This is a genomic window from Cobetia sp. cqz5-12 (assembly GCF_016495405.1).
Classification (GTDB): Bacteria; Pseudomonadota; Gammaproteobacteria; order Pseudomonadales; family Halomonadaceae; genus Cobetia.
This window is the reverse complement of record NZ_CP044522.1, coordinates 4023345-4048289: the sequence shown is the minus strand read 5'-3', so window position 1 is coordinate 4048289 and position 24945 is coordinate 4023345. Positions and strand designations below refer to the sequence as shown.

Annotated in this window: 13 protein-coding genes, 4 tRNA genes and 4 rRNA genes; all 21 read left to right on the top strand. The window is 58.8% G+C overall.

Annotated elements, in window-relative coordinates:
• Positions 1–8: 8 nt before the first annotated feature.
• Positions 9–124, top strand: a 5S ribosomal RNA gene (gene rrf, locus F8A90_RS16855).
• Positions 125–1021: 897 nt separating this feature from the next.
• A 16S ribosomal RNA gene (locus tag F8A90_RS16850) occupies positions 1022–2562 on the top strand.
• 242 nt (positions 2563–2804) lie between these two features.
• Positions 2805–5690, top strand: a 23S ribosomal RNA gene (locus F8A90_RS16845).
• Between the two features lie 137 nt (positions 5691–5827).
• A 5S ribosomal RNA gene (gene rrf / locus F8A90_RS16840) occupies positions 5828–5943 on the top strand.
• Together the 16S, 23S and 5S rRNA genes form the textbook arrangement of a ribosomal RNA operon.
• A 789-nt stretch (positions 5944–6732) precedes the next feature.
• Positions 6733–9210 (top strand): DUF2339 domain-containing protein, encoded by a 2478-nt coding sequence (locus tag F8A90_RS16835; protein WP_200018082.1) that lies wholly within the window; start codon positions 6733–6735, stop codon positions 9208–9210.
• Between the two features lie 91 nt (positions 9211–9301).
• Positions 9302–10282: a biotin--[acetyl-CoA-carboxylase] ligase gene (locus F8A90_RS16830; RefSeq protein ID WP_043334904.1), complete on the top strand. Its 981-nt coding sequence runs from the start codon at positions 9302–9304 to the stop codon at positions 10280–10282.
• The gene (locus F8A90_RS16825) at positions 10279–11118 is read left to right on the top strand and encodes a type III pantothenate kinase (RefSeq protein WP_054556896.1); all 840 of its coding nucleotides are present in this window, start codon (positions 10279–10281) and stop codon (positions 11116–11118) included. The genes F8A90_RS16830 and F8A90_RS16825 overlap by 4 nt, the downstream gene beginning before the upstream one ends.
• Positions 11119–11227: 109 nt before the next feature.
• Positions 11228–11311 (top strand) — tRNA-Tyr (locus F8A90_RS16820).
• Positions 11312–11357: 46 nt separating this feature from the next.
• Positions 11358–11431, top strand: a tRNA-Gly gene (locus F8A90_RS16815).
• 35 nt (positions 11432–11466) lie between these two features.
• A tRNA-Thr gene (locus F8A90_RS16810) sits at positions 11467–11541 on the top strand.
• Positions 11542–11704: 163 nt separating this feature from the next.
• Positions 11705–11780 (top strand) — tRNA-Trp (locus F8A90_RS16805).
• A gap of 77 nt (positions 11781–11857) precedes the next feature.
• A complete protein-coding gene (secE, locus tag F8A90_RS16800; protein WP_043334897.1) occupies positions 11858–12226 on the top strand; it encodes a preprotein translocase subunit SecE in 369 nt (122 codons plus the stop codon).
• 10 nt (positions 12227–12236) lie between these two features.
• Positions 12237–12770: a transcription termination/antitermination protein NusG gene (nusG, locus tag F8A90_RS16795; protein WP_043334895.1), complete on the top strand. Its 534-nt coding sequence runs from the start codon at positions 12237–12239 to the stop codon at positions 12768–12770.
• A 120-nt stretch (positions 12771–12890) separates the two neighbouring features.
• Positions 12891–13322: a 50S ribosomal protein L11 gene (gene rplK / locus F8A90_RS16790; protein WP_043334893.1), complete on the top strand. Its 432-nt coding sequence runs from the start codon at positions 12891–12893 to the stop codon at positions 13320–13322.
• Positions 13323–13324: 2 nt separating this feature from the next.
• Entirely contained in the window at positions 13325–14017 is a 693-nt protein-coding gene (gene rplA, locus F8A90_RS16785) for a 50S ribosomal protein L1 (protein WP_065392620.1), read from the top strand.
• A 261-nt stretch (positions 14018–14278) separates the two neighbouring features.
• Positions 14279–14785 carry a 50S ribosomal protein L10 gene (gene rplJ / locus F8A90_RS16780; protein ID WP_043334888.1) on the top strand — a complete coding sequence of 169 codons (507 nt, stop codon included), beginning with the start codon at positions 14279–14281 and terminating at the stop codon, positions 14783–14785.
• Positions 14786–14877: 92 nt separating this feature from the next.
• Complete coding sequence (rplL, locus tag F8A90_RS16775) at positions 14878–15246, top strand: 50S ribosomal protein L7/L12 (protein WP_166020047.1); 369 nt, start codon at positions 14878–14880, stop codon at positions 15244–15246.
• A gap of 206 nt (positions 15247–15452) precedes the next feature.
• Positions 15453–19529, top strand: a complete 4077-nt coding sequence (rpoB, locus tag F8A90_RS16770) for a DNA-directed RNA polymerase subunit beta (RefSeq protein WP_043334884.1) — start codon at positions 15453–15455, stop codon at positions 19527–19529.
• An 88-nt stretch (positions 19530–19617) separates the two neighbouring features.
• Positions 19618–23859: a DNA-directed RNA polymerase subunit beta' gene (rpoC, locus tag F8A90_RS16765; protein ID WP_166020049.1), complete on the top strand. Its 4242-nt coding sequence runs from the start codon at positions 19618–19620 to the stop codon at positions 23857–23859.
• Positions 23860–23996: 137 nt separating this feature from the next.
• On the top strand, positions 23997–24371 hold the full coding sequence (gene rpsL, locus F8A90_RS16760) for a 30S ribosomal protein S12 (RefSeq protein WP_043334880.1): 375 nt from the start codon (positions 23997–23999) through the stop codon (positions 24369–24371).
• Between the two features lie 101 nt (positions 24372–24472).
• Positions 24473–24943 carry a 30S ribosomal protein S7 gene (gene rpsG, locus F8A90_RS16755; RefSeq protein WP_043334878.1) on the top strand — a complete coding sequence of 157 codons (471 nt, stop codon included), beginning with the start codon at positions 24473–24475 and terminating at the stop codon, positions 24941–24943.
• Positions 24944–24945 lie beyond the last annotated feature (2 nt).

Genomic DNA, 24945 nt, shown 5'->3' with positions numbered 1-24945 from the left:
CCGTTTCGCCTGACGACCATAGCGAGCGTGAACCACCCGATCCCATGCCGAACTCGGAAGTGAAACCGCTTAGCGCCGATGGTAGTGTGGAGTTTCTCCATGTGAGAGTAGGTCATCGTCAGGCACTTATCCCGAACCGCCCCTGTAGCCTTGCTGCAGGGGCGGTTCTCTTTGTGCGCAGGAAAAGTTGTGCGCAGAGGGTCCTGGATGCGAAATGGCTGTGAGCGAGAGATAAGCTTTCCAAGGCTGCGCATTAAGAAAGTCTTTATCCCAAGCTTTGCCAAGAATCGCCCCTGCAGCTTTTGCTGTGGGGGCGTTTTTGTGCGGCTTGAAGTACCTCGCATTGATCTCTCAGCGACAAGGGGCGTAATACTTATACCCATTTCCATCATGTCTAGACTGGGAGCGATGTCATTCAGGATGTATTTTGTGCGCAAGGCTGTGTTTTTTCATGTGCCGCCAGGTGAAGAAAAGGGGGGGCGAGACGAGGGTTTTTGCCAGAGATCGCCTGGCTGGAGTGCTCCAGGTGCCAGAGCCAGGGGCGTGAAGACAAAATCTGACCTGATCTTCAAAAAGCCCTTGCCCTCACGCCGGTTCGTGCGTAAAGTACGCATCCGCTGCCGGGGACGCATGGCGTTACCAGCGGTGAAAGAGGTTTGCAGGTGGTTGTTTTTCTTGATGTTTCTTGAAGCCCGCTTCGAAATCATCAATTGACAATCCCGGGCGATTCGCTAGAATACGCCGCACTCCTTACGGAACAGGTGATCGGGCAACGCTCCTCACCGCTTGATGATGCTTAGAGGCAGTCGACTGACTCATCATCAAGTGCTTGACTTCTCAAGCGTTCCGGGTAGAATATGCCTCCTCGCTTAACAGCGACGCTCTTTAAAAATTTGATCAGGTAATTCGTGTGAGCGCTTGCCGATGAGTGGTGACAAGGTCACCAAATATCGGAGCAAGCCTCTCACGAGAAGTTTGACTCTGAACCAAGTTTGGTCTGCTTAACAGACTATCAAGCTTTCAACTGAAGAGTTTGATCATGGCTCAGATTGAACGCTGGCGGCAGGCTTAACACATGCAAGTCGAGCGGAAACGATTCTAGCTTGCTAGAAGGCGTCGAGCGGCGGACGGGTGAGTAATGCATGGGAATCTGCCCGATAGTGGGGGACAACCTGGGGAAACTCAGGCTAATACCGCATACGTCCTACGGGAGAAAGCAGGGGATCTTCGGACCTTGCGCTATCGGATGAGCCCATGTCGGATTAGCTTGTTGGTGAGGTAATGGCTCACCAAGGCGACGATCCGTAGCTGGTCTGAGAGGATGATCAGCCACACTGGGACTGAGACACGGCCCAGACTCCTACGGGAGGCAGCAGTGGGGAATATTGGACAATGGGCGAAAGCCTGATCCAGCCATGCCGCGTGTGTGAAGAAGGCCTTCGGGTTGTAAAGCACTTTCAGCGAGGAAGAACGCCTTGGGATTAATACTCCCGAGGAAAGACATCACTCGCAGAAGAAGCACCGGCTAACTCCGTGCCAGCAGCCGCGGTAATACGGAGGGTGCAAGCGTTAATCGGAATTACTGGGCGTAAAGCGCGCGTAGGTGGCTAAGTCAGCCAGGTGTGAAAGCCCCGGGCTCAACCTGGGAACGGCATCTGGAACTGCTTGGCTAGAGTGCAGGAGAGGAAGGTAGAATTCCCGGTGTAGCGGTGAAATGCGTAGAGATCGGGAGGAATACCAGTGGCGAAGGCGGCCTTCTGGACTGACACTGACACTGAGGTGCGAAAGCGTGGGTAGCAAACAGGATTAGATACCCTGGTAGTCCACGCCGTAAACGATGTCAACTAGCCGTTGGGTCCCTTGAGGACTTAGTGGCGCAGCTAACGCAATAAGTTGACCGCCTGGGGAGTACGGCCGCAAGGTTAAAACTCAAATGAATTGACGGGGGCCCGCACAAGCGGTGGAGCATGTGGTTTAATTCGATGCAACGCGAAGAACCTTACCTACCCTTGACATCCAGAGGACTTTCCAGAGATGGATTGGTGCCTTCGGGAACTCTGAGACAGGTGCTGCATGGCTGTCGTCAGCTCGTGTTGTGAAATGTTGGGTTAAGTCCCGTAACGAGCGCAACCCCTATCCTTATTTGCCAGCGAGTAATGTCGGGAACTCTAAGGAGACTGCCGGTGACAAACCGGAGGAAGGTGGGGACGACGTCAAGTCATCATGGCCCTTACGGGTAGGGCTACACACGTGCTACAATGGCAAGTACAAAGGGTTGCAATACGGCGACGTGGAGCCAATCCCATAAAGCTTGCCTCAGTCCGGATTGGAGTCTGCAACTCGACTCCATGAAGTCGGAATCGCTAGTAATCGTGGATCAGAATGCCACGGTGAATACGTTCCCGGGCCTTGTACACACCGCCCGTCACACCATGGGAGTGGACTGCACCAGAAGTGGTTAGCCTAACCTTCGGGAGGGCGATCACCACGGTGTGGTTCATGACTGGGGTGAAGTCGTAACAAGGTAGCCCTAGGGGAACCTGGGGCTGGATCACCTCCTTATCGACACTGTCTACTGCTCGCGGCAAGTGCTCACAACGAATTACCTGATCTTATTGCTGGCTTAGCCGGCAGTGGCAAGCGTGCTCATCAGAGCGCGCTTCTCACTGTTCTCTGAACAGCCGCTCTTTAACAATGTGAATCATGCTGACGATGGAATGTGCGCCAAGCACATCTCCATCAAAACGATATGTCGGAGAGGTCCGACAGATTCGTGATCCTTGACAGACCCCTTGGGGTTATATGGTCAAGCGATTAAGCGCATACGGTGGATGCCTTGGCAGCCAGAGGCGATGAAGGACGTGATAGCCTGCGATAAGCGTTGGCGAGGTGGCAAATACCCTGCGACCCAACGATTTCCGAATGGGGAAACCCACTCACCATCAGGTGAGTATCTATAGGCCAATACATAACCTATAGAGGCAAACCCGGGGAACTGAAACATCTAAGTACCCGGAGGAAAAGAAATCAACCGAGATTCCCCAAGTAGCGGCGAGCGAACGGGGACCAGCCCTTAAGCGTGACAACTGACAGACGAACAGGCTGGGAAGCCTGACGATACAGGGTGATAGTCCCGTAGTCGAAGTCTGAGTCACGTGAAATCGAGTAGGTCGGGGCACGAGAAACCTTGACTGAACATGGGGGGACCATCCTCCAAGGCTAAATACTCCTGGCTGACCGATAGTGAACCAGTACCGTGAGGGAAAGGCGAAAAGAACCCCGGCGAGGGGAGTGAAATAGATCCTGAAACCGTATGCGTACAAGCAGTGGGAGCACCTTCGTGGTGTGACCGCGTACCTTTTGTATAATGGGTCAGCGACTTATATTCTGTGGCGAGCTTAACCGTATAGGGGAGGCGTAGGGAAACCGAGTCTTAACTGGGCGACCAGTCGCAGGGTATAGACCCGAAACCGGGCGATCTATCCATGGCCAGGGTGAAGATTGAGTAACATCAATTGGAGGCCCGAACCCAAGTATGTTGAAAAATGCTGGGATGAGCTGTGGATCGGAGTGAAAGGCTAATCAAGCCCGGAGATAGCTGGTTCTCCTCGAAAGCTATTTAGGTAGCGCCTCACGTATCACCGCTGGGGGTAGAGCACTGTTTCGGCTAGGGGGTCATCCCGACTTACCAACCCGAGGCAAACTCCGAATACCAGTGAGTGCAGCGTGGGAGACACACAGCGGGTGCTAACGTCCGTTGTGAAAAGGGAAACAACCCAGACCGTCAGCTAAGGTCCCAAAATCCTGATTAAGTGGGAAACGATGTGGGAAGGCTCAGACAGCTAGGAGGTTGGCTTAGAAGCAGCCATCCTTTAAAGAAAGCGTAATAGCTCACTAGTCGAGTCGGCCTGCGCGGAAGATATAACGGGGCTAAATCAGGTACCGAAGCTACGGGTTCATCCTTATGGATGAGCGGTAGAGGAGCGTCGTGTAAGCCAATGAAGGTGGATTGAGAAGTCTGCTGGAGGTATCACGAGTGCGAATGCTGACATGAGTAACGATAAGGGGAGTGAAAAACTCCCCCGCCGGAAGACCAAGGTTTTCTGTTCTACGTTAATCGGAGCAGAGTGAGTCGGCCCCTAAGGCGAGGCGGAAACGCGTAGTCGATGGGAAACGGGTTAATATTCCCGTACCGGATGTGGTTGCGATGGGGGACGAAGAAGGCTAGGTGAGCCAGGCGTTGGTTGTCCTGGTGAAAGCATGTAGGCCGAGGAATCAGGCAAATCCGGTTCCTCTGAGGTCGAGATGCGAGACGAACTGACCACGGTCAGGAAGTCATCGATGCCACGCTTCCAGGAAAAGCCTCTAAGCTTCAGATCACATGCGACCGTACCCCAAACCGACACAGGTGGTCAGGTAGAGAATACCAAGGCGCTTGAGAGAACTCGGGTGAAGGAACTAGGCAAAATGGCACCGTAACTTCGGGAGAAGGTGCACCGGTTCGAGTGAAGGACTTGCTCCGTAAGCTCTTACCGGTCGAAGATACCAGGTGGCTGCAACTGTTTATTAAAAACACAGCACTCTGCAAACGCGCAAGCGGACGTATAGGGTGTGACGCCTGCCCGGTGCCGGAAGGTTAATTGATGGGGTTAGCTCACGCGAAGCTCTTGATCGAAGCCCCGGTAAACGGCGGCCGTAACTATAACGGTCCTAAGGTAGCGAAATTCCTTGTCGGGTAAGTTCCGACCTGCACGAATGGCGTAATGATGGCCACGCTGTCTCCACCCGAGACTCAGTGAAATTGAAATCGCAGTGAAGATGCTGTGTACCCGCGGCTAGACGGAAAGACCCCGTGAACCTTTACTATAGCTTTACACTGGATGCTGATGTTGTCTGTGTAGGATAGCTGGGAGGCTTTGAAACCACGTCGCCAGATGCGGTGGAGCCAACCTTGAAATACCAGCCTGACATCATTGGCGTTCTAACTCAGGTCCGTTATCCGGATCGAGGACAGTGTATGGTGGGTAGTTTGACTGGGGCGGTCTCCTCCTAAAGAGTAACGGAGGAGCACGAAGGTACCCTCAGCACGGTTGGAAATCGTGCATTGAGTGCAAGAGCATAAGGGTGCTTGACTGCGAGACAGACACGTCGAGCAGGTACGAAAGTAGGTTCTAGTGATCCGGTGGTTCTGTATGGAAGGGCCATCGCTCAACGGATAAAAGGTACTCCGGGGATAACAGGCTGATACCGCCCAAGAGTTCACATCGACGGCGGTGTTTGGCACCTCGATGTCGGCTCATCACATCCTGGGGCTGAAGTCGGTCCCAAGGGTATGGCTGTTCGCCATTTAAAGTGGTACGCGAGCTGGGTTTAGAACGTCGTGAGACAGTTCGGTCCCTATCTGCCGTGGGCGTCGGAAGTTTGAGAAGAGCTGCTCCTAGTACGAGAGGACCGGAGTGGACGAACCTCTGGTGTTCGGGTTGTCATGCCAATGGCATTGCCCGGTAGCTACGTTCGGACGGGATAACCGCTGAAAGCATCTAAGCGGGAAGCCCCCTTCAAGATGAGACTTCCCTGAGGCCTTGCGCCTCCTGAAGGGCCCTTGAAGACTACAAGGTTGATAGGCTGGGTGTGGAAGCACAGCAATGTGTTGAGCTAACCAGTACTAATTGCCCGTGAGGCTTGACCATATAACACCCAAGGGGTTTGCCCAGGCAAACCGCCGGGATTGCGACAGGATCGAGACATATCGGTCAGCATGATTCATATTGCGAGTCGCGAGGCCAAAAGCCTCGAGACTCAGGCATCGCAAGATGCCACCGTTTCGCCTGACGACCATAGCGAGCGTGAACCACCCGATCCCATGCCGAACTCGGAAGTGAAACCGCTTAGCGCCGATGGTAGTGTGGAGTTTCTCCATGTGAGAGTAGGTCATCGTCAGGCACTTATCCCGAACCGCCCCTGTAGCCCAGCTGCAGGGGCGGTTCTCTTTGTGCCCAGGAAAAGTTGTGTGCAGGAAAAGTGGTACTCAGAAAAAGCCGTGTACGGAGAGAGTCATGTACGAGACAGAAGCTGCACTGAGCGAAGAATGCTGAGTGGAGTGAGCTTGAGCTGAGAGCAGTGCTCTCAGAGCACCCAGGATCAATTGAGAAAGCCCGGCTCCCCCAGGAGTCGGGCTTTTTGCGTTCAATGTGCAAATACGGTGCTGAGAGACTGACAGCATGAGGTGCCAGGCAAAATGCCGTACTCTCTGAGCACGACTCTTCGATGACGGGCTGGACGATGGATGAGCTGATGTTGGTGGGCGTCATGATGGCGTTGCTGGTACTGGGCGGTTCCTTGATGGGGTGGCTCAGCATGCTGCGCATCAAGGCGCTGGAGCAGCGACTGCGCGACATGGAGGCCAGGCTTGCTCACGAACTTCCTGCCCATGGCGCTCCGGTTATGCACACCCCCTTGCGAGAAGGGGGTGTGGACAAATCGTCTGGCGAAGTGCCGCCCCGGGAGGGGCTGACAGCATCCGGTGCAACGCCATCGATCAGCGACTTGCGGACCACTGCATTATCCAGTGGCGACCACTCTCTGTCCTACCGGCTACTTCAGCGCTTGTTGCATGGAGCTGCCTCCAGTCGTTCAAGCGAGAAGGGGCAGGGCGCAGACGCTGCAAGCAAGGCATCAGAGGTGCTACCGGGGGGCATGTCACGTCTGCTGACGGTCCTTCGGGAACATTGGATGATTCTTGTGGGTGCCTTGTCTCTGGTGATGGCCGGCATCCTGCTCGTTGGGTACTCCCTTGAGCAGGGCTTGCTGGGGCCGGGGGTACGGCTGGCGCTGGGACTCGGGTTCGGCCTGAGCATGACGGTATTGGCCGAGTGGCTGAGGCTTCGTACGTCCCAGTCATCGAGTCTGACCGGTGCCGTCAGCGGTGCCGGCAGTCTGGTACTCGCGGCGAGCCTGCTGGCTGGTCACTTTCTGCTTTCGCTGGTGTCCATGCCGGTCACCTTCGTACTGCTGGCAGCCTTGAGCCTGTGGATGCTGGAGCGAGCGCGGCATCATGGGCCGTGGCTGGCAGCATTGGGCATGTTGGGCGGATATGCTCTGCCCTTGGCGCTGCCCATTCAGCAGCAATGGCAGGAAGCCTCGACCTTGCTGTTGCTGGGGTATGCGGGTGTGATCGCGGCAGCGTGTCGTGTGCTCTACCGCCAGGTTGCGGTGAGCTGGCTGTATTGGGGCGGCCTGGTGGGAGCGCTCACCTGGTGGTGGTTGTTGATGCCCTTCGGTATCTCTTCTGGCGCGACATTGCTGGTGGGGCTGTTGCCCTGGGTGGGTGGGGCCTGGCTGGCTGTGCTGGCGTTGGGGTACCTGTGGGAGGAGGCGTGGGAGTCATCCACTGGCGCCGCAGAAAAGGATGAGCGACAGGCTCAGGCCTCACTTGCGACCTGGTTGCCTTGGCGCGCATCTCCTGACCTGCGTCGGCACTGGCTCGCCGGGGGCCTTGTCTCGTTGAGTGTCGTGCTGGGGCTCTGGCTGCCCTGGCTGGGGAGTCTCGTGCTTGGTGTGTCCTTTGACTCACAGGTGGCGCCTTCCGACATGGCCGGTTCCGGTATGTCCCTGTGGCATCGGGGGTGGCTGGCTAGCCTCATGCCGATGCTGGTGATTGCCTGGTCCAGTCGCCGCCATGCGGTGCTGTGGTCGATGGTGGTTGCTGGTAACGGACTCTGGTTGCTGGTGTGGGGGCTTGCTTTGACGGCACCGCTATCGAGCAGCGTGATGTTCAGCCCGTTGATTTTGAGTGTCGGTCTGTTGTCGCTGGCGAGTTGGCGACCACGTCATGATGCAGGTGAAGGAGCACAGAGGTCGCTTGCAGCCTGTTGGTGGGCATTGGCGACCATGGTGCCGCTGTTGGCGTGGGCCCTGGCCCTCTGGCAGGACGTCATGCCATGGGCGACCGAGGCGAGCGATGCAGGGAGGCTGATCAATACAGGGCTGCCGCCGATGGTCTGGGGGTTGGTGTGCTGGGCAGGTGCCATGCGTTTCCAGACGCGTGAAGGCGCTCAGCTTGCCGCAGGACTGTGGCTGCCGGCGCAGGCCGGGATATTGCTCGCTTTGGTGGCAGTGCTGGAGGGGCCATCGCTGACCCTGGCGCTGGCGCTGCAGCTGTTGGGTTTGACCGCTTGTGAATGGCGCTGGTATCGCGAGGGGCATACCGCGGCGCGCTCCGTGTTTGCTGAGCTGTCACGCTGGCTGGCGTGGGGTGTCGTGACTCGCTTGATATATGGCATGGCGCATGACGACTATGCCGATATCGCGCACTGGCCGCTGCAGATACTGCTGCCGGTATTGGCCTGTGTTGCCATGACCAGTCTCGGCATGCGCCACTGCCCGCGGACACAGCGTTGGCTGGAAGGTGCCGTTGTCCAGCTTGCCGTCGCGACGGTGGTGATGGAAATCCGCTATGTGTTGACCGGTGGACAGCCCTTCGAGGGCAGCCTCACCCTGGCGGAGCTTTCCCTGCAGGTATTGGCGCTGGCCGGGGTGGCGGCAAGCTACGCTTGGCGTGCTCGTGGAGGCGACGCTGAGGCGCGGGCAGGGACACAGCTGTATCGCGTGCTGGCACGGGTGGTCGGTGGAGCGGCCGTGATCCTCTGGAGTGTCGGCGTGCTGGGTATCTTCAATCCGCTCTGGCACCCGGGGGATGTCGGGAGCTGGCCGCTGGTCAATTGGCTTCTGCCGGCATACGGCCTGCCTGCACTCGGGGCCGCAATGCTCTGGCGCATGACATCCATGCATGCATCGGATATGGGAAGCGCCGCGACACGCTTACGAATGCGCGGGCTAAGCGAAGTGCTCGGTCTGCTGTCAGCCGGATTATGGTTGGCGCTCAACTTGCGGCATTGCTGGCATGGCGCTGAGCTGGGGCTATGGCAGGGCATCGAGCAGGCGGAGCTATATGCCTACAGCGTGCTGATGCTGGTCGTCGCGGCGGCCTTGGTCGTGAGTGGTGCCAAGGTGGGGCAGCAGCACTGGCAGCGCATCGGACAGGGCATTCTGATCCTCACCGTGATCAAGGTGGGGGTATGGGATACCGCCACCCTTGAGGGGCTGTGGCGAGTAGGTTCATGGCTGGGACTGGGCAGTGTCCTGATGCTGCTTTCCGCCTTGTTCAATCGTCTGGCGGGGGCGGGAATGCGTGCCGGGGAGCGGAATTGACGAAAAGAGCGTTATCTTTGGTCGTTGTTCTTGGCTCGCAAGCCCATGAATCCGATAGAATGTGCGCTTTTGCACAGGGATAGGCCTCCGCATGACCATCCGTGATCTCATTCGTCTGCTTGGAGATGGTGGCTACCACTCCGGAGAGGCCCTGGGCGAAGAGCTCGGGGTGTCGCGTACGGCGGTCTGGAAGCAGCTCAAGAAACTTGAGGCGCTCGACATTCCGCTGGAAGCCATCAAGGGGCTTGGCTATCGACTGGCCAATCCCATCGAGTTGCTCGATGGTCAACAGATCATCGAGGCGCTGCCGCGCGAGACTCGCAAACACCTGACGCGCCTGTTCGTCGAGGAGTCGGTGGACTCGACCAATACCTTCATCCGCGAGCGCTTTCGTCAGGGAGCCGGCCATGCCGAGGTCTGTCTGGCTGAGGTGCAGTCGGCTGGGCGTGGCCGTCGTGGGCGTGAGTGGGAGACCCCCTGGGGGCGCAGCCTGGTTTTCTCGCTTGGCTGGCGCTTCGAATCAGGTGCCGCATCGCTTGAGGGCCTGAGTCTGGCGATCGGTGTGGCAGTGGCGGAGGTGCTCGAGGCCGATGGCCTGCCTGCGCGCCTCAAGTGGCCCAACGATGTCCTGTTGCAGATCCAGAAGGATCAACCCAAGATCGCCGGCATCCTGGTCGAGGTGACGGGGGATGTGTCCGGTCCCTGTGATGTCGTCATCGGCATCGGCATGAACATCGAATTGCCGGCATCCCGACGCGAGGCGATCACCCAGCCGGTGGCTGCGGTACGAGACATCATTCCCGGTGCTTCACGCAATCGCTATGCCGCGCGCCTGATGGAGTCGTTGCTGGCGCTGTTGCCCGAGTTCGAGTCGCAGGGCTTTGCCGGATGGCAGGCACGCTGGAATGAGCGCAATGCCTTCAAGGGACGTGATGTAGTGATTCTGCGTGGAGACCGGCGAGAAGAGGCCGTGGCAGAAGGTGTCGATATCAATGGAAATCTCGAGGTGCGCATGAATGGCGAAACCATCACTCTCGCCGGTGGCGAGATCAGTCTGCGCGCCGTCTCATGATTCTGGATCTTGATATCGGCAACACCTTGTCGAAATGGCGTCTCAAGGACACCGTTTCCAGCGAGATCCGCTCGCGCGGCGCCGTCTGGACGCGAGAGGAGTGGCGGCCGGGCGCGGACATTCCTGATCTGGATGTCGTCACGGCCGTGCGTATCTCCAGCGTGGCGCGCAAGCAGGTGCTGGATGAGACGGTGGAGTTGCTGCGCAAGCAGGTCGGCGTCGTGCATGTCGCGCACTCGACGCGGGAGGCGCTGGGCGTTACCTGTGGCTATGAAGAGCCGCAACGCCTCGGCGTCGACCGCTGGTTGGGCGCACTCGCAGGCCATCATCTCACCGGGGGCTGTTGCAGCGTTGATTGCGGCAGCGCGATCACGGTGGATTTCGTGCTGCCGGGTGGCAAGCATCTTGGGGGCTATATTCTCCCGGGGCTGCGTCTTATGAAGGAAAGCCTCAAGCTGGGCACACGCAATGTGGCCATCGACCCGGATACCGAGGTGGATACGCTGCTCGCGCCGGGCCGCAATACGGTAGAGGCTGTCAACCATGGCATCTACATGGCGGCCGTCAGTGCGGTCAATCGTCTCTATGCCGAGGTCTGCGATCGTGAAGGGGTTGCCTTGCCGCTACTGCTGACCGGCGGTGACGCGCGGGTAGTGGCGCGCGGTCTGCGGGTGCCACATGCGCTGTGGCCGGACATGGTGTACGCCGGCCTGGAGGCGCTGTATCCCTTGACCGCTGCCGAGCGGGCAGGGCGCCTGTCGGGTGCGCCCGACCAGCCGCGAGTGCCTGATCTAGAAAAACTTCGCTCAGGGCTTGCGCTCACCCAGATGCTTTGACATACTACGTCCCGTTCTGAGGCGATACATTCCCTCAAGCGCTTGAAGTAGAATAAAATCAAGCACTTGACAGCGTATCCCAAGCGGCGTAAGATTCGTCGTCACAGATGGTGGGGTTCCCGAGTGGCCAAAGGGAGCAGACTGTAAATCTGCCGCGAAAGCTTCGAAGGTTCGAATCCTTCCCCCACCACCAGATTCGCTTATGATGCCATGTGCATCAGGGCAGCAAGAGTTGGAAAGCGGGCATAGTTTAATGGTAGAACCTCAGCCTTCCAAGCTGATGACGCGGGTTCGATTCCCGCTGCCCGCTCCAGTTCATCTCGTCAGTCGAGATTGCGCAAAGGTTTTGCTCGTGTAGCTCAGGGGTAGAGCACACCCTTGGTAAGGGTGAGGTCGGCGGTTCAAATCCGCCCACGAGCTCCATACAACGGAAAGGCGAGTCGCAGTTTGGCTCGTCTTTTTCGTTTCCGACGACCTCCCAGGTCGCGGTCAAAGATAAGGCTTGTCAGTTTGGGTTGTCTCAGCTATGATGGCGCCCGCTGTTCATTCAGCCTTGTTTTTAGTCTCTGGAACACGCAAGTGTTACAGGCCAGTAGCTCAATTGGCAGAGCAGCGGTCTCCAAAACCGCAGGTTGGGGGTTCGATTCCCTCCTGGCCTGCCATCCTTCCCCAGGATGGTATTCGACTTCTTACCGATTCTCGATTCTAGCGATCGCTGCACCCTTGAGGAGTCTCTTTGATGAAACAGAACGCCGAGGTGCAGGAAGCGCGCCACGACGGGTTCAAGTGGTCGGTCGTTGTCATTCTTCTTGTGCTGGCTGTTGCTGGCAACGCCTATTTTGCTGACCAAGCGCTGCTTTATCGCGTGCTTGGCGTCGTCGTGCTTGGTGTTGCAGCGGCTGCTCTGGCGATCACGACCAACAAGGGCCGTGATGTTGTCGAGCTGGCAAGTAGTGCGCGCCGCGAGATCCAGCGCGTCGTTTGGCCGACCCGACAGGAAACTGTCCAGACAACTGCCATCGTGCTGGGTGCCGTGCTTATCGTGGGCCTGTTGCTATGGCTCATCGATACCACCCTCGGCTGGCTGATGTCCGGCATCGTCAGTTAACGGAGTTTCCATGTCCAAGCGTTGGTATGTCATACACGCCTATTCCGGTTTCGAAAAGCAGGTCATGCGTTCGCTCAACGAGCGTGTGAAGCTTTACGCCATGGAAGATCACTTCGGTGAGATTCTCGTGCCGGTCGAAGAAATCGTCGAAATGCGTGACGGCAAGCGCCGCAAGAGCGAGCGCAAGTTCTACCCGGGCTACGTGCTGGTCGAGATGGACATGAATGATCAGTCCTGGCACCTGGTGAATGAAACCCCGCGCGTCATGGGGTTCATTGGCGGAACCCCGGAGAAGCCGGCAGCGATTACCCAGAAAGAAGCCGACGCCATGCTGCGTCGCGTTCAGGATGGCACCGACAAGCCGCGTCCGAAGACTCTCTTCGAGCCGGGTGAGACGGTGCGTGTCACTGATGGTCCGTTCGCGGACTTCAATGGTGTAGTCGAAGAAGTGAATTACGAAAAGAGCCGTCTGCAGGTCAGCGTGCTGATCTTCGGACGTGCTACGCCGGTGGAGCTCGAGTTCTCCCAGGTCGAGAAGGACTGATCTCAGGATCATCATCTCACCTGTTTGAATACGAGCATCACGGCAACACGACGGGTCGCCTGAGGCGGCCCGGTTTTACGGGGAGCCGCAAGGCGCTACCACCCATACTGGAGTCCTATCATGGCCAAGAAAGTACAGGCTTACATCAAGCTGCAGGTTGCAGCCGGTAAAGCTAACCCGAGCCCGCCCGTGGGTCCTGCCCTCGGTCAGCACGGTGTCAACATCATGGAGTTCTGTAAAGCGTTCAACGCCGCTACCCAGAACGTCGAGCCGGGCCTCCCGACTCCTGTGGTCATCACCGTGTATTCCGACCGCAGCTTCACCTTCGTCACCAAGACGCCGCCTGCCGCCGTCCTGCTGCTGAAGGCTGCTGGCCTGAAGTCCGGTTCTGGCGAGCCGAACAAGAAGAAGGTCGGTACCGTGACTCGCGCTCAGCTCGAAGAGATCGCGACCACCAAGGAACCGGATCTGACAGCTTCCAATCTGGACGCTGCTGTTCGCACCATCGCCGGTACTGCCCGTAGCATGGGCCTGAACGTGGAGGGTCTTTGATCATGGCCAAGATTTCAAAGCGCGCCCAGGCGATCAACGCAAAAGTCGAATCCGGCAAGGTCTACAGCGTCGAAGAAGCTGTCGCCCTGCTGTCCGAGCTGTCCACCGTCAAGTTCAAGGAGACTGTTGAAGTCTCTCTGAACCTGGGTGTCGATCCGCGTAAATCCGACCAGGTCGTTCGCGGCGCTACCGTCATGCCGAACGGCACCGGTAACGACGTGCGTGTCGCTGTCTTCACCCAGGGCGCCAACGCTGAAGCAGCGAAGGAAGCCGGTGCAGACGTCGTCGGCATGGACGATCTTGCTGAGCAGGTCAAGAAAGGCGTGATGGACTTCGACGTCGTCATCGCTTCTCCGGACGCCATGCGCGTCGTCGGTCAGCTGGGTCAGATCCTCGGCCCGCGCGGCCTGATGCCGAACCCGAAAGTCGGTACCGTGACGCCGGACGTCGCGACTGCCGTGAAGAATGCCAAGGCAGGTCAGGTGCGTTTCCGTACTGACAAGAACGGCATCATTCACGCCGGTATCGGCAAGATCGACTTCAGTGCAGACGCGATTCAGGGTAACATCGACGCCCTGGTCGCCGAAGTGAAGAAGCTGAAGCCGAGCACTTCCAAAGGTATCTACCTGAAGAAGATCACCCTGTCCAGCACCATGGGCCCGGGTCTGACCGTCGATCACGCCAAGTACGCGTAAGGCAGTCACAGAATGTTTCACTTTGCGGTCCCCGTGCTCAGCCGCGGGGCGCCGTCAAAGACCGCAGGTGCCAGCCTTGTCGCTTCGGTGGCAGGGCTGGCTTAATCGCGACGTGATGCCTGCATCGCGCGCAGCCTGCGCAGATGGTGTCCCAGCCTCGCTGGTGGCAGCCATCCTCCAAGACTCTCCCGCGCAGTTTAGGTGAGAGAGATGGTAAACCACTGGGGAATTCGTTCCCCGGCACGAAATGGAGTCAACACCGTGGCTTTAGGTCTCGAAGACAAGAAGGCAATTGTTGCTGAGGTCAGCGAAACCGCCAAGGGTGCTCTCTCCGTAGTCGCTGCCGACTCTCGTGGTGTAACTGTTGGCGCAATGACCGAATTGCGCAAGCAGTGCCGCGAAGCGGGCGTCCAGCTGCGTGTTGTTCGCAACACCCTGGCTCGCCGTGCGCTGTCCGGTACCTCTTATGAGGTGCTGAACGAGTCCTTCGTCGGCCCGACCCTGCTTGCATTCTCCATGGAACACCCGGGCGCTGGCGCTCGTCTGTTCAAGGAATTTGCCAAGAAGGTCGAGGCATTCGAAGTCAAGGCACTGGCCTACGAAGGCGAGTTCATCCCGGCGGCGAATATCGACCGTCTGGCATCTCTGCCGACCCGCGATGAAGCACTGTCCAAGCTGCTGTCTGTCATGAAGGAAGCTTCTGCAGGCAAGCTGGTCCGTACTATCGCAGCACTGCGCGATCAGAAGGAAGCCGAAGCCGCCGCGTAAGCAGCGCTTTGACCTCCTGGCTGTCTCGTGCAGCCTGAATCGATTTCCGTTTGACCGAGCATCTTTGCTCCGCAAAGTTTAGGATTGCTAAAATGGCACTGACCAAAGAAGACATCATCAACGCCGTCGCTGACATGACCGTCATGGAAGTGGCTGAGCTGATCGAAGCAATGGAAGAGAAGTTCGGCGTTTCCGCCGCTGCCGCCGTCGTCGCTGGCCCGGCCGCTGCTGGTGAAGCCGCTGAAGAACAGACCGAGTTCGACATCGTTCTGACTGCTGCTGGTGACAAGAAAGTCAACGTCATCAAGGCTGTTCGTGAACTGACTGGCCTGGGCCTGAAAGAAGCCAAGGCAGCTGTTGACGGCGCTCCGGCCACCCTGAAAGAAGGCGTGAGCAAGGAAGACGCAGAAGCAGCTAAGAAGAAGCTGGAAGAAGCTGGCGCGTCCGTGGAACTCAAGTAACTCGTGTTCCAGGCTGCGCACGCTGCGTAAGCTTCCTGGCTGGTGGCGGACTCCGCCACCAGCCTTTTTCTGTTGCAAGACGAATTATGACGGCGAGCCAGCCCGCAAGGGAGGCTTGCCGTCCGCGCCTGATGGACATCGCCGCGCCATCAGGTATGAGCCGACCACGCATCGGTCACCCAAGGTGAACAAGCTGGGGAATACAGATGGCTTACTCATACACTGAGAAAAAACGCATCCGCAAGGATTTTGGCAAACTGCCCCAAGTGATGGATGTGCCTTACCTGCTGGCCATCCAGCTTGATTCCTACCACGACTTTCTCCAGCAGGACAGGGCGCCAGAACAGCGCCTGGAAGTCGGCCTTCACGCTGCCTTCAAGTCCGTGTTCCCGATTGCCAGCTTCTCTGGCAACGCAGCGCTCGAGTATGTCAGCTACCGCTTCGGTACGCCGGCGTTCGACGTCAAGGAATGTCAGCTGCGCGGAGTCACTTACTCTGCACCGCTGCGCGTGAAAGTGCGCCTGATGATCTATGACAAGGAATCGTCGAACAAGGCGATCAAGGACATCAAGGAGCAGGAAGTCTACATGGGGGAAATCCCCCTGATGACAGAGAACGGTACCTTCGTCATCAATGGTACCGAACGTGTCATCGTGTCACAGCTGCATCGCTCACCGGGTGTGTTCTTCGACCACGACAAGGGCAAGAGCCACTCGTCCGGCAAGCTGCTGTACTCCGCACGTGTGATTCCTTACCGCGGTTCCTGGTTGGACTTCGAGTTTGATCCGAAGGACAACGTCTACGTCCGTATCGACCGTCGTCGCAAGCTGCCGGCTTCCGTTCTGCTGCGTGCCATGGGCATGACCAGCGAAGAGATTCTCGGTACGTTCTTCGACACCACGATGTACCACATCGAGCGCAGCGGCTTCTCCGTTGAGCTGGTGCCGGCACGTCTGCGTGGCGAGACCGCCGCCTTCGACATCAAGGATGCCGACGGTAGCGTGATCGTGGAGGAAGGTCGTCGTATTACACAGAAGCACGTCCGTCAGATGGAAGCCTCCGGCCTCGAGCGTCTCGAAGTGCCGATGGACTACCTGTACGGCAAGGTGCTGGCCAAGGATCAGATCGATCCGGCCACTGGTGAGCTGGTCTGCGAAAGCAACAGCGAGATCACTCCGGAACTGCTGGAGAAGATGGCTCAGGCCAAGATCACCCAGTTCGAAGTCATCTACACCAACGACCTGGATTGCGGTCCGTTCGTGTCCGATACCCTGAAGCTGGATACCACGCGTAACCAGCTCGAGGCATTGGTCGAGATCTACCGCATGATGCGTCCGGGCGAGCCGCCCACCAAGGATGCGGCAGAGTCACTGTTCCAGAACCTGTTCTTCAGCGAAGACCGCTACGACCTGTCGGGCGTGGGCCGCATGAAGTTCAACCGTCGCCTGCGTCGCGAAAGCGATACCGGCAGCGGCGTGCTCGATCAGGACGATATCCTGACCGTCATGAAGGAGCTGATCAGCATCCGTAACGGCAATGGCGATGTCGATGACATCGACCACCTGGGCAACCGTCGTATTCGCTCTGTGGGCGAAATGGCGGAAAACCAGTTCCGTGTCGGTCTGGTCCGCGTCGAGCGTGCGGTCAAGGAGCGTCTCTCCATGGCCGAGAGCGAAGGCCTGATGCCGCAGGATCTCATCAACGCCAAGCCGGTTGCGGCAGCGGTGAAGGAATTCTTCGGTTCCAGCCAGCTCTCCCAGTTCATGGATCAGAACAACCCGCTGTCCGAAGTGACGCACAAGCGCCGTGTCTCCGCGCTTGGCCCGGGTGGTCTGACCCGTGAGCGCGCCGGCTTCGAAGTTCGTGACGTTCACGCCACGCACTACGGCCGTCTGTGCCCGATCGAGACGCCGGAAGGCCCGAACATCGGTCTGATCAACTCGCTGGCGACCTACTCCAAGACCAACAGCTATGGCTTCCTCGAGACGCCGTACCGCAAGGTCGTGGATTGTCAGGTCACCGACGATGTCGTCGATCTGTCCGCGATCGAGGAAGGCGATTTCATCATCGCCCAGGCCTCCGCGACCGTCGACGAGAACGGCCGTCTGGTCGACGACCTGGTTCAGGTTCGTCACCGTGGCGAGACCACCTTCATGGCGCCGGAAAAGGTCACCATGATGGACGTGTCTCCGCGTCAGGTCGTTTCTGTCGCTGCCGCACTGATCCCGTTCCTCGAGCACGATGATGCCAACCGCGCCTTGATGGGTGCGAACATGCAGCGTCAGGCCGTTCCGACTCTGAAGGCTGACAAGCCGCTGGTCGGTACCGGCATGGAGCGCTTCGTGGCGCGTGACTCCGGCGTCTGCGCCGTGGCACGTCGTGGCGGTGTCATCGATTCCGTCGATGCCAAGCGCATCGTCGTACGTGTTCGGGAAGAAGAGATCATCGGCGGTGAAGCCGGCGTTGATATCTACAACCTGACCAAGTACGTGCGTTCGAACCAGAACACCTGTCAGAACCAGCGCCCGATCGTGCGTCCTGGCGACGAAGTCGCCATCGGCGACATCCTGGCCGACGGCCCGTCCGTCGACATGGGTGATCTGGCCCTGGGTCAGAACATGCGTCTGGCGTTCATGCCCTGGAACGGCTTCAACTTCGAGGATTCCATCCTGTTCTCGGAGCGTGTGGTGCAGGAAGATCGCTTCACCACCATCCACATCCAGGAACTGACCTGTGTCGCGCGTGACACCAAGCTCGGGCCGGAAGAAATCACTTCCGATATCCCGAATGTCGGCGAATCCGCACTCTCCAAGCTGGATGAGTCCGGTGTCGTCTACATCGGTGCCGAGCTGAACCCGGGCGACATCCTGGTCGGCAAGGTCACGCCGAAGGGCGAGACCCAGCTGACGCCGGAAGAGAAGCTGCTGCGTGCCATCTTCGGCGAGAAGGCGTCCGACGTGAAGGACACCTCTCTGCGTGCCCCGACTGGCATGAAGGCCACCGTCATCGACGTTCAGGTCTTCACCCGTGACGGCGTCGAGAAGGATCAGCGTGCGCTCTCCATCGAGCAGATGCAGCTGGCCGAGGTCCGCAAGGATCTGCAGGAAACCTACCGCATCGCGGAAGAGGCGACCTTCGAGCGTATGCAGCGCAACCTGGTCGGTCAGGCCGTCAACGGTGGTCCGAAGCTCAAGAAGGGCGACGTGCTGACCGATGACTACCTGGAAGCACTGCCGCGCCAGGAGTGGTTCAAGCTGCGTCTGCAGGATGAGTCTCTCAATGAACTGCTGGCCCAGGCCGATGAGCAGCTCGAGATCCGTCGTCGCGAGATGGACGAGCGCTTCGAAGACAAGAAGCGCAAGCTCACCCAGGGTGATGATCTGGCACCGGGCGTGCTCAAGATCGTCAAGGTCTACGTTGCCGTGAAGCGTCGTATCCAGCCGGGCGACAAGATGGCCGGTCGTCACGGTAACAAGGGTGTCATCTCCGCGATCATGCCGGTGGAAGACATGCCGTTCGATGGCAATGGCGAGTCGGTTGACGTCGTGCTGAACCCGCTGGGTGTTCCGTCGCGCATGAACGTCGGTCAGATCCTCGAGACCCACCTCGGCATGGCCGCGCGTGGTCTGGGCGTGAAGATCGAACACATGCTGCGCGAAGAGCGTGCCGAGCAGGTCAAGCAGATCCGCGAATTCCTCGACAAGGTGTACAACACCGTCGGCGGTCGCCAGGAAGACCTCTCCGTGCTCAGCGATGATGAAATCATCACCATGGCGCACAACCTGAAGAAGGGCGTGCCGATGGCAACGCCGGTCTTCGATGGCGCCAAGGAACACGAGATCAAGCAGTTGCTCACGCTGGCCGGTATCCCTGATTCCGGACAGATGGACCTCTACGATGGCCGCACCGGCGAGAAGTTCGATCGCAAGGTGACCGTCGGTTACATGTACATGCTCAAGCTCAACCACCTGGTGGATGACAAGATGCATGCGCGTTCGACCGGCTCCTACTCCCTCGTCACGCAGCAGCCGCTGGGTGGTAAGGCGCAGTTTGGTGGTCAGCGCTTCGGTGAGATGGAGGTCTGGGCCCTCGAGGCGTACGGCGCTGCCTACACCCTCCAGGAGATGCTCACGGTCAAGTCCGATGACGTGGAAGGCCGTACCAAGATGTACAAGAGCATCGTAGATGGCGATCACACCATGCAGGCGGGCATGCCCGAATCCTTCAACGTGCTGGTGAAGGAAATCCGCTCGCTGGGTATCGACATGGAGCTGGAAGGCTGACGCCGAAAAGCCACAAGTATTGACGGTCCGCAAAGCCTGGTGTCAGCAGCCAGGCTTTGCCCATGACAACTCCGCAACGGAGCGACCCATGAAAGATTTGGTGAAAGTTCTCAAATCGCAGGCGCAGTCCGAAGAATTCGACGCCATCAAGATTACCCTGGCGTCTCCGGACATGATTCGCTCGTGGTCTTTTGGTGAAGTGAAGAAGCCTGAAACCATCAATTACCGGACATTCAAGCCGGAACGTGATGGTCTTTTCTGTGCCAAGATCTTTGGCCCGGTGAAGGACTACGAGTGCCTGTGTGGCAAGTACAAGCGGATGAAGCATCGCGGCATCATCTGTGAGAAGTGTGGCGTTGAAGTGACCAAGGCGGCAGTGCGTCGTGAGCGTATGGCTCACATCGAACTGGCGAGCCCGGTCGCGCATATCTGGTTCCTGAAGTCTCTGCCGTCCCGTATCGGCATGCTGCTCGACATGACCCTGCGTGATATCGAGCGCGTGCTGTACTTCGAAAGCTTCGTGGTCATCGATCCGGGCATGACGACTCTCGAGAAGGGTCATCTGCTCAACGATGAGCAGTACTTCGAAGCGCTGGAAGAATTCGGTGATGATTTCGACGCCCGCATGGGTGCCGAAGCCATCAAGGCGCTGCTCGAGGACATCGAGCTGGAAGAAGAGGTCGAGCGCCTGCGTGAAGAGATTCCGCAGACCAACTCCGAGACCAAGATTAAGAAGCTGTCCAAGCGCCTCAAGCTGCTGGAAGCCTTCTACTATTCCGGCAACAAGCCGGGCTGGATGATCATGGAAGTGCTGCCAGTGCTGCCGCCGGACCTGCGTCCGCTGGTACCGCTGGACGGCGGCCGCTTCGCGACCTCGGATCTGAACGATCTGTATCGTCGTGTGATCAACCGCAACAACCGCCTCAAGCGTCTGCTCGACCTCAATGCGCCGGACATCATCGTGCGCAACGAGAAGCGCATGCTGCAGGAATCCGTGGACGCACTGCTCGACAACGGTCGTCGCGGTCGCGCCATCACCGGTTCCAACAAGCGTCCGCTGAAGTCGCTGGCCGACATGATCAAGGGCAAGCAGGGTCGTTTCCGTCAGAACCTGCTGGGCAAGCGTGTCGACTACTCCGGTCGTTCCGTCATCACCGTCGGCCCGACCCTGCGTCTGCACCAGTGTGGTCTGCCGAAGAAGATGGCGCTTGAGCTGTTCAAGCCGTTCATCTACGCCAAGCTGCAGGCCTCCGGTCACGCCAGCACCATCAAGGCCGCCAAGAAGATGGTCGAGCGCGAAGCCCCGGAAGTCTGGGATTTCCTCGCCGACGTCATCCGCGAGCACCCGGTGCTGCTGAACCGTGCCCCGACTCTGCACCGTCTGGGTATCCAGGCGTTCGAGCCGCTGCTGATCGAAGGCAAGGCCATCCAACTGCACCCGCTGGTCTGCGCTGCGTACAACGCCGACTTTGATGGTGACCAGATGGCTGTCCACGTACCGCTGACGCTGGAAGCCCAGCTGGAAGCGCGTGCGTTGATGATGTCGACCAACAACGTGCTGTCGCCGGCCAACGGCGAGCCGATCATCGTGCCGTCCCAGGACGTCGTGCTGGGTCTGTACTACATGACCCGCGAGAAGATCGGTGCCAAGGGTGAGGGCATGGCCTTCGCGAACCTGGGTGAAGTCGAGCGTGCCTTCGGCACTCACAGCGCTCACCTGCACGCGATGGTCAAGGTCCGTCTGACCGAGACACTCAAGGACGAAGAGTCCGGCGAGCTGTACGAGAAGACGTCCCTGCACGACACCACCATCGGTCGCGCACTGCTGTTCCGCATTCTGCCGAAGGGCATGCCGTTCGAGCTGATCAACCAGGTGATGAAGAAGAAAGCCATCTCCGGTCTGATCAACGAGGCGTACCGTCGTGTCGGTCTGAAGGACACCGTCATCTTCGCTGACCAGCTGATGTACACCGGCTTCCGTCTCGCGACCTGGTCCGGCGCCTCCATCGGCGTCAACGACTTCGTCATCCCGGACGCGAAGAAGGTCATCATCGACGCGGCCGAAGACGAAGTGAAAGAGATCGAAGACCAGTTCTCCTCCGGTCTCGTGACCGCGGGCGAGAAGTACAACAAGGTCATCGATATCTGGGCGCGTGCCAACGACCGTGTCGCCAAGGAGATGATGGCAGGTATCTCGAAAGAGACCGTCGTCAACTGGAAAGGCGAAGTGGTCAATGACGAAGACGGCAAGCCGATGGAGCAGGACTCCTTCAACAGCGTCTTCATCATGGCCGACTCCGGTGCGCGTGGTTCCGCCGCACAGATTCGTCAGCTGGCTGGTATGCGTGGCCTGATGGCCAAGCCGGATGGCTCGATCATCGAGACGCCGATCACCGCCAACTTCCGTGAAGGTCTGAACGTACTCCAGTACTTCATCTCCACGCACGGTGCCCGTAAGGGTCTGGCGGATACGGCACTGAAGACCGCCAACTCCGGTTACCTGACCCGTCGTCTGGTCGATGTTGCCCAGGATCTGGTCATCACCGAAGCGGATTGCGGCACTCAGGAAGGTCTGATTCTGCACCCGGTCATCGAAGGCGGCGACATCATCGTCCCGCTGTCCCAGCGTGTGCTGGGTCGTGTCGTGGCGCAGGACGTGATCGATCCGGTCTCCGATGAGGTTCTGATCGCACGCGGCACGCTGCTCGACGAAGCCTGGTGTGCACAGCTCGATACCATGGGTGTCGATGAGATCATCGTGCGCACCACCATCGGGTGTGAAACCGTGCACGGTGTCTGCTCGGCCTGTTACGGTCGTGACCTGGCGCGTGGCCATCAGGTCAACGTCGGTGAAGCCATCGGTGTCATCGCGGCACAGTCCATCGGTGAGCCGGGTACCCAGCTGACCATGCGTACCTTCCACATCGGTGGTGCCGCTTCGCGTGCCTCCGCCGTGGACAGTGTCCAGGTCAAGCATGGCGGCAGCGTGCGTCTGCACAACATCAAGTCGGTCGAACGTGCCGATGGCAAGCTGATTGTCGTCTCGCGTTCCAGCGCACTGGCAGTGGCGGATGACCACGGCCGTGAGCGCGAATTCTACAAGCTCCCGTACGGTGCTGAACTGTCCGTACGTGACGGCGATCCGGTGGCCTCTGGTCAGTCCGTCGCCAAGTGGGATCCGCACACTCACCCGATCGTCGCGGAAGTCGCGGGTCAGGTGCAGTTCACGGACATGGAAGATGGCCAGACCATCAACCGTACCACTGACGAAATGACCGGCCTGTCCTCCATCGAGGTCATCGAAAGCGCTTCACGTCCGTCCGCGGCCCGTGACAAGCGTCCGATGATCATGCTGGTAGACGGTAACGGCAAGCACGTGACACTGCCGGGCTCCAACACGCCGGTCCAGTACCTGCTGCCGGGCAATGCCGTGGTGTCCGCCGAGAATGGCGCGGCCGTCGGCGTGGGTGACGTCATCGCACGTATCCCGATGGAAGCGTCCGGTAACAAGGACATCACCGGTGGTCTGCCGCGCGTTGCCGACCTCTTCGAAGCACGTCGTCCGAAAGAGCCGGCCATTCTGGCCGAGATCTCCGGCACCGTGACCTTCGGCAAGGAAACCAAGGGCAAGCGTCGTCTGACCATCACGCCGGTGGAAGGTGATCCGTTCGAGCTGTTGATCCCGAAATGGCGCCAGATCAGCGTCTTCGAAGGTGAAACGGTCGAGAAGGGTGAAGTCATCTCCGATGGCCCGAGCAACCCGCACGATATCCTGCGTCTGCTCGGCGTTGCGGAAATGACCAAGTACATCACCACCGAAGTCCAGGAGGTCTATCGCCTCCAGGGTGTCGGCATCAACGACAAGCACATCGAAGTCATCGTGCGTCAGATGCTGCGCAAGGTCGAGATCACCGATTCTGGTGATTCCACCTTCATCACAGGCGACCAGGTGGAATACGCCCGCGTCGTCGAAGAAAACATGCGTCTCGAGGCCGACGGCAAGTTCCCGGCCAAGTTCGATCGCATCCTGCTCGGTATCACCAAGGCGAGCCTGGCAACTGAATCGTTCATCTCCGCGGCATCCTTCCAGGAAACCACGCGAGTTCTGACCGAGGCATCTGTCACCGGCAAGCGCGATTATCTCCGTGGTCTGAAGGAGAACGTCGTGGTCGGTCGCCTGATTCCGGCGGGTACTGGCCTGGCCTATCACGACGAGCGTCGCCGCCGTCGCGATGGCCTGCCGCTCGCACCGGCCCCGTCGGCACAGGACGTCGAGCAGGAATTGGGCGCTCAGCTCACTGCCCTCGACGCGGACGACGACGACCTCTGAGGTCTTGCGCCCCGCCGTCTCTGACGGCGGGGTTGACGCCCTTGTGGCCCAAGCCCTAGAATATGCAGCCTTTAACAGTAGGGCAGGTGCATCCTGCCCTGTTGTTGGAAGGCAGTACAACCCATTGGAGCAAGCAAATGGCAACCGTTAACCAGCTCGTGCGCAAGCCGCGCAAGCGTCAGGCGTCCAAGAGCGACGTCCCTGCGCTGCAGGCATGTCCGCAGAAGCGTGGCGTGTGTACCCGTGTATACACTACTACCCCGAAGAAGCCGAACTCCGCACTCCGTAAGGTTTGCCGTGTTCGCCTGACCAACGGCTTCGAAGTCACTTCCTACATCGGCGGTGAAGGTCACAACCTTCAGGAACACTCTGTTGTTCTGATCCGTGGCGGTCGTGTGAAGGATTTGCCGGGTGTCCGTTACCACACCGTTCGTGGTGCACTGGATACCTCTGGCGTGCAGAACCGTAAGCAGGGCCGTTCCAAGTACGGCGCCAAGCGTCCGAAGGCGTAATTCAAAGTTTAATATCGGTCTGATAAGAGTAAGGTCGGGCGTCGCGTCCAACGCGAGGCGTCCCGGGTTTACCTGAAGGACCCTTCTACTGAGGGCTTATCATGCCTAGAAGACGTGTAGCAGCTAAGCGCGAAATCCTGCCGGATCCGAAGTTCGGAAGCGAGCGCCTGGCCAAGTTCATGAACCACCTGATGATCAGCGGCAAGAAGTCTGCAGCTGAGCGCATCGTTTACGGTGCTCTCGATCGTGTTGCCGAACGCTCCAATGACGAGCCGCTGGACCTCTTCGACAAGGCGCTGGAAGCCATCCAGCCGATGGTCGAGGTGAAGTCCCGTCGTGTTGGTGGTGCAACCTACCAGGTGCCGGTTGAAGTTCGTCCTTCCCGTCGTCAGGCACTGGCCATGCGTTGGCTGGTGGACGCTGCGCGCAAGCGCGGCGAAAAGACCATGGTGCAGCGCCTCTCTGGCGAGATCCTGGATGCCGCTGAAGGCAAGGGTTCTGCTGTGAAGAAGCGTGAAGACGTGCACCGCATGGCAGAAGCCAACAAGGCCTTCTCCCACTACCGCTTCTAAAC

Excerpts from the sequence above, each read along its gene's own strand:
- F8A90_RS16835 (WP_200018082.1), top strand. The coding sequence starts at position 6,733 with ATGATTCTTGTGGGTGCCTTGTCTCTGGTGATGGCCGGCATCCTGCTC.
- F8A90_RS16830 (WP_043334904.1), top strand. The coding sequence starts at position 9,302 with ATGACCATCCGTGATCTCATTCGTCTGCTTGGAGATGGTGGCTACCAC.
- F8A90_RS16825 (WP_054556896.1), top strand. The coding sequence starts at position 10,279 with ATGATTCTGGATCTTGATATCGGCAACACCTTGTCGAAATGGCGTCTC.
- secE (WP_043334897.1), top strand. The coding sequence starts at position 11,858 with ATGAAACAGAACGCCGAGGTGCAGGAAGCGCGCCACGACGGGTTCAAG.
- nusG (WP_043334895.1), top strand. The coding sequence starts at position 12,237 with ATGTCCAAGCGTTGGTATGTCATACACGCCTATTCCGGTTTCGAAAAG.
- rplK (WP_043334893.1), top strand. The coding sequence starts at position 12,891 with ATGGCCAAGAAAGTACAGGCTTACATCAAGCTGCAGGTTGCAGCCGGT.
- rplA (WP_065392620.1), top strand. The coding sequence starts at position 13,325 with ATGGCCAAGATTTCAAAGCGCGCCCAGGCGATCAACGCAAAAGTCGAA.
- rplL (WP_166020047.1), top strand. The coding sequence starts at position 14,878 with ATGGCACTGACCAAAGAAGACATCATCAACGCCGTCGCTGACATGACC.
- rpoB (WP_043334884.1), top strand. The coding sequence starts at position 15,453 with ATGGCTTACTCATACACTGAGAAAAAACGCATCCGCAAGGATTTTGGC.
- rpoC (WP_166020049.1), top strand. The coding sequence starts at position 19,618 with ATGAAAGATTTGGTGAAAGTTCTCAAATCGCAGGCGCAGTCCGAAGAA.
- rpsL (WP_043334880.1), top strand. The coding sequence starts at position 23,997 with ATGGCAACCGTTAACCAGCTCGTGCGCAAGCCGCGCAAGCGTCAGGCG.
- rpsG (WP_043334878.1), top strand. The coding sequence starts at position 24,473 with ATGCCTAGAAGACGTGTAGCAGCTAAGCGCGAAATCCTGCCGGATCCG.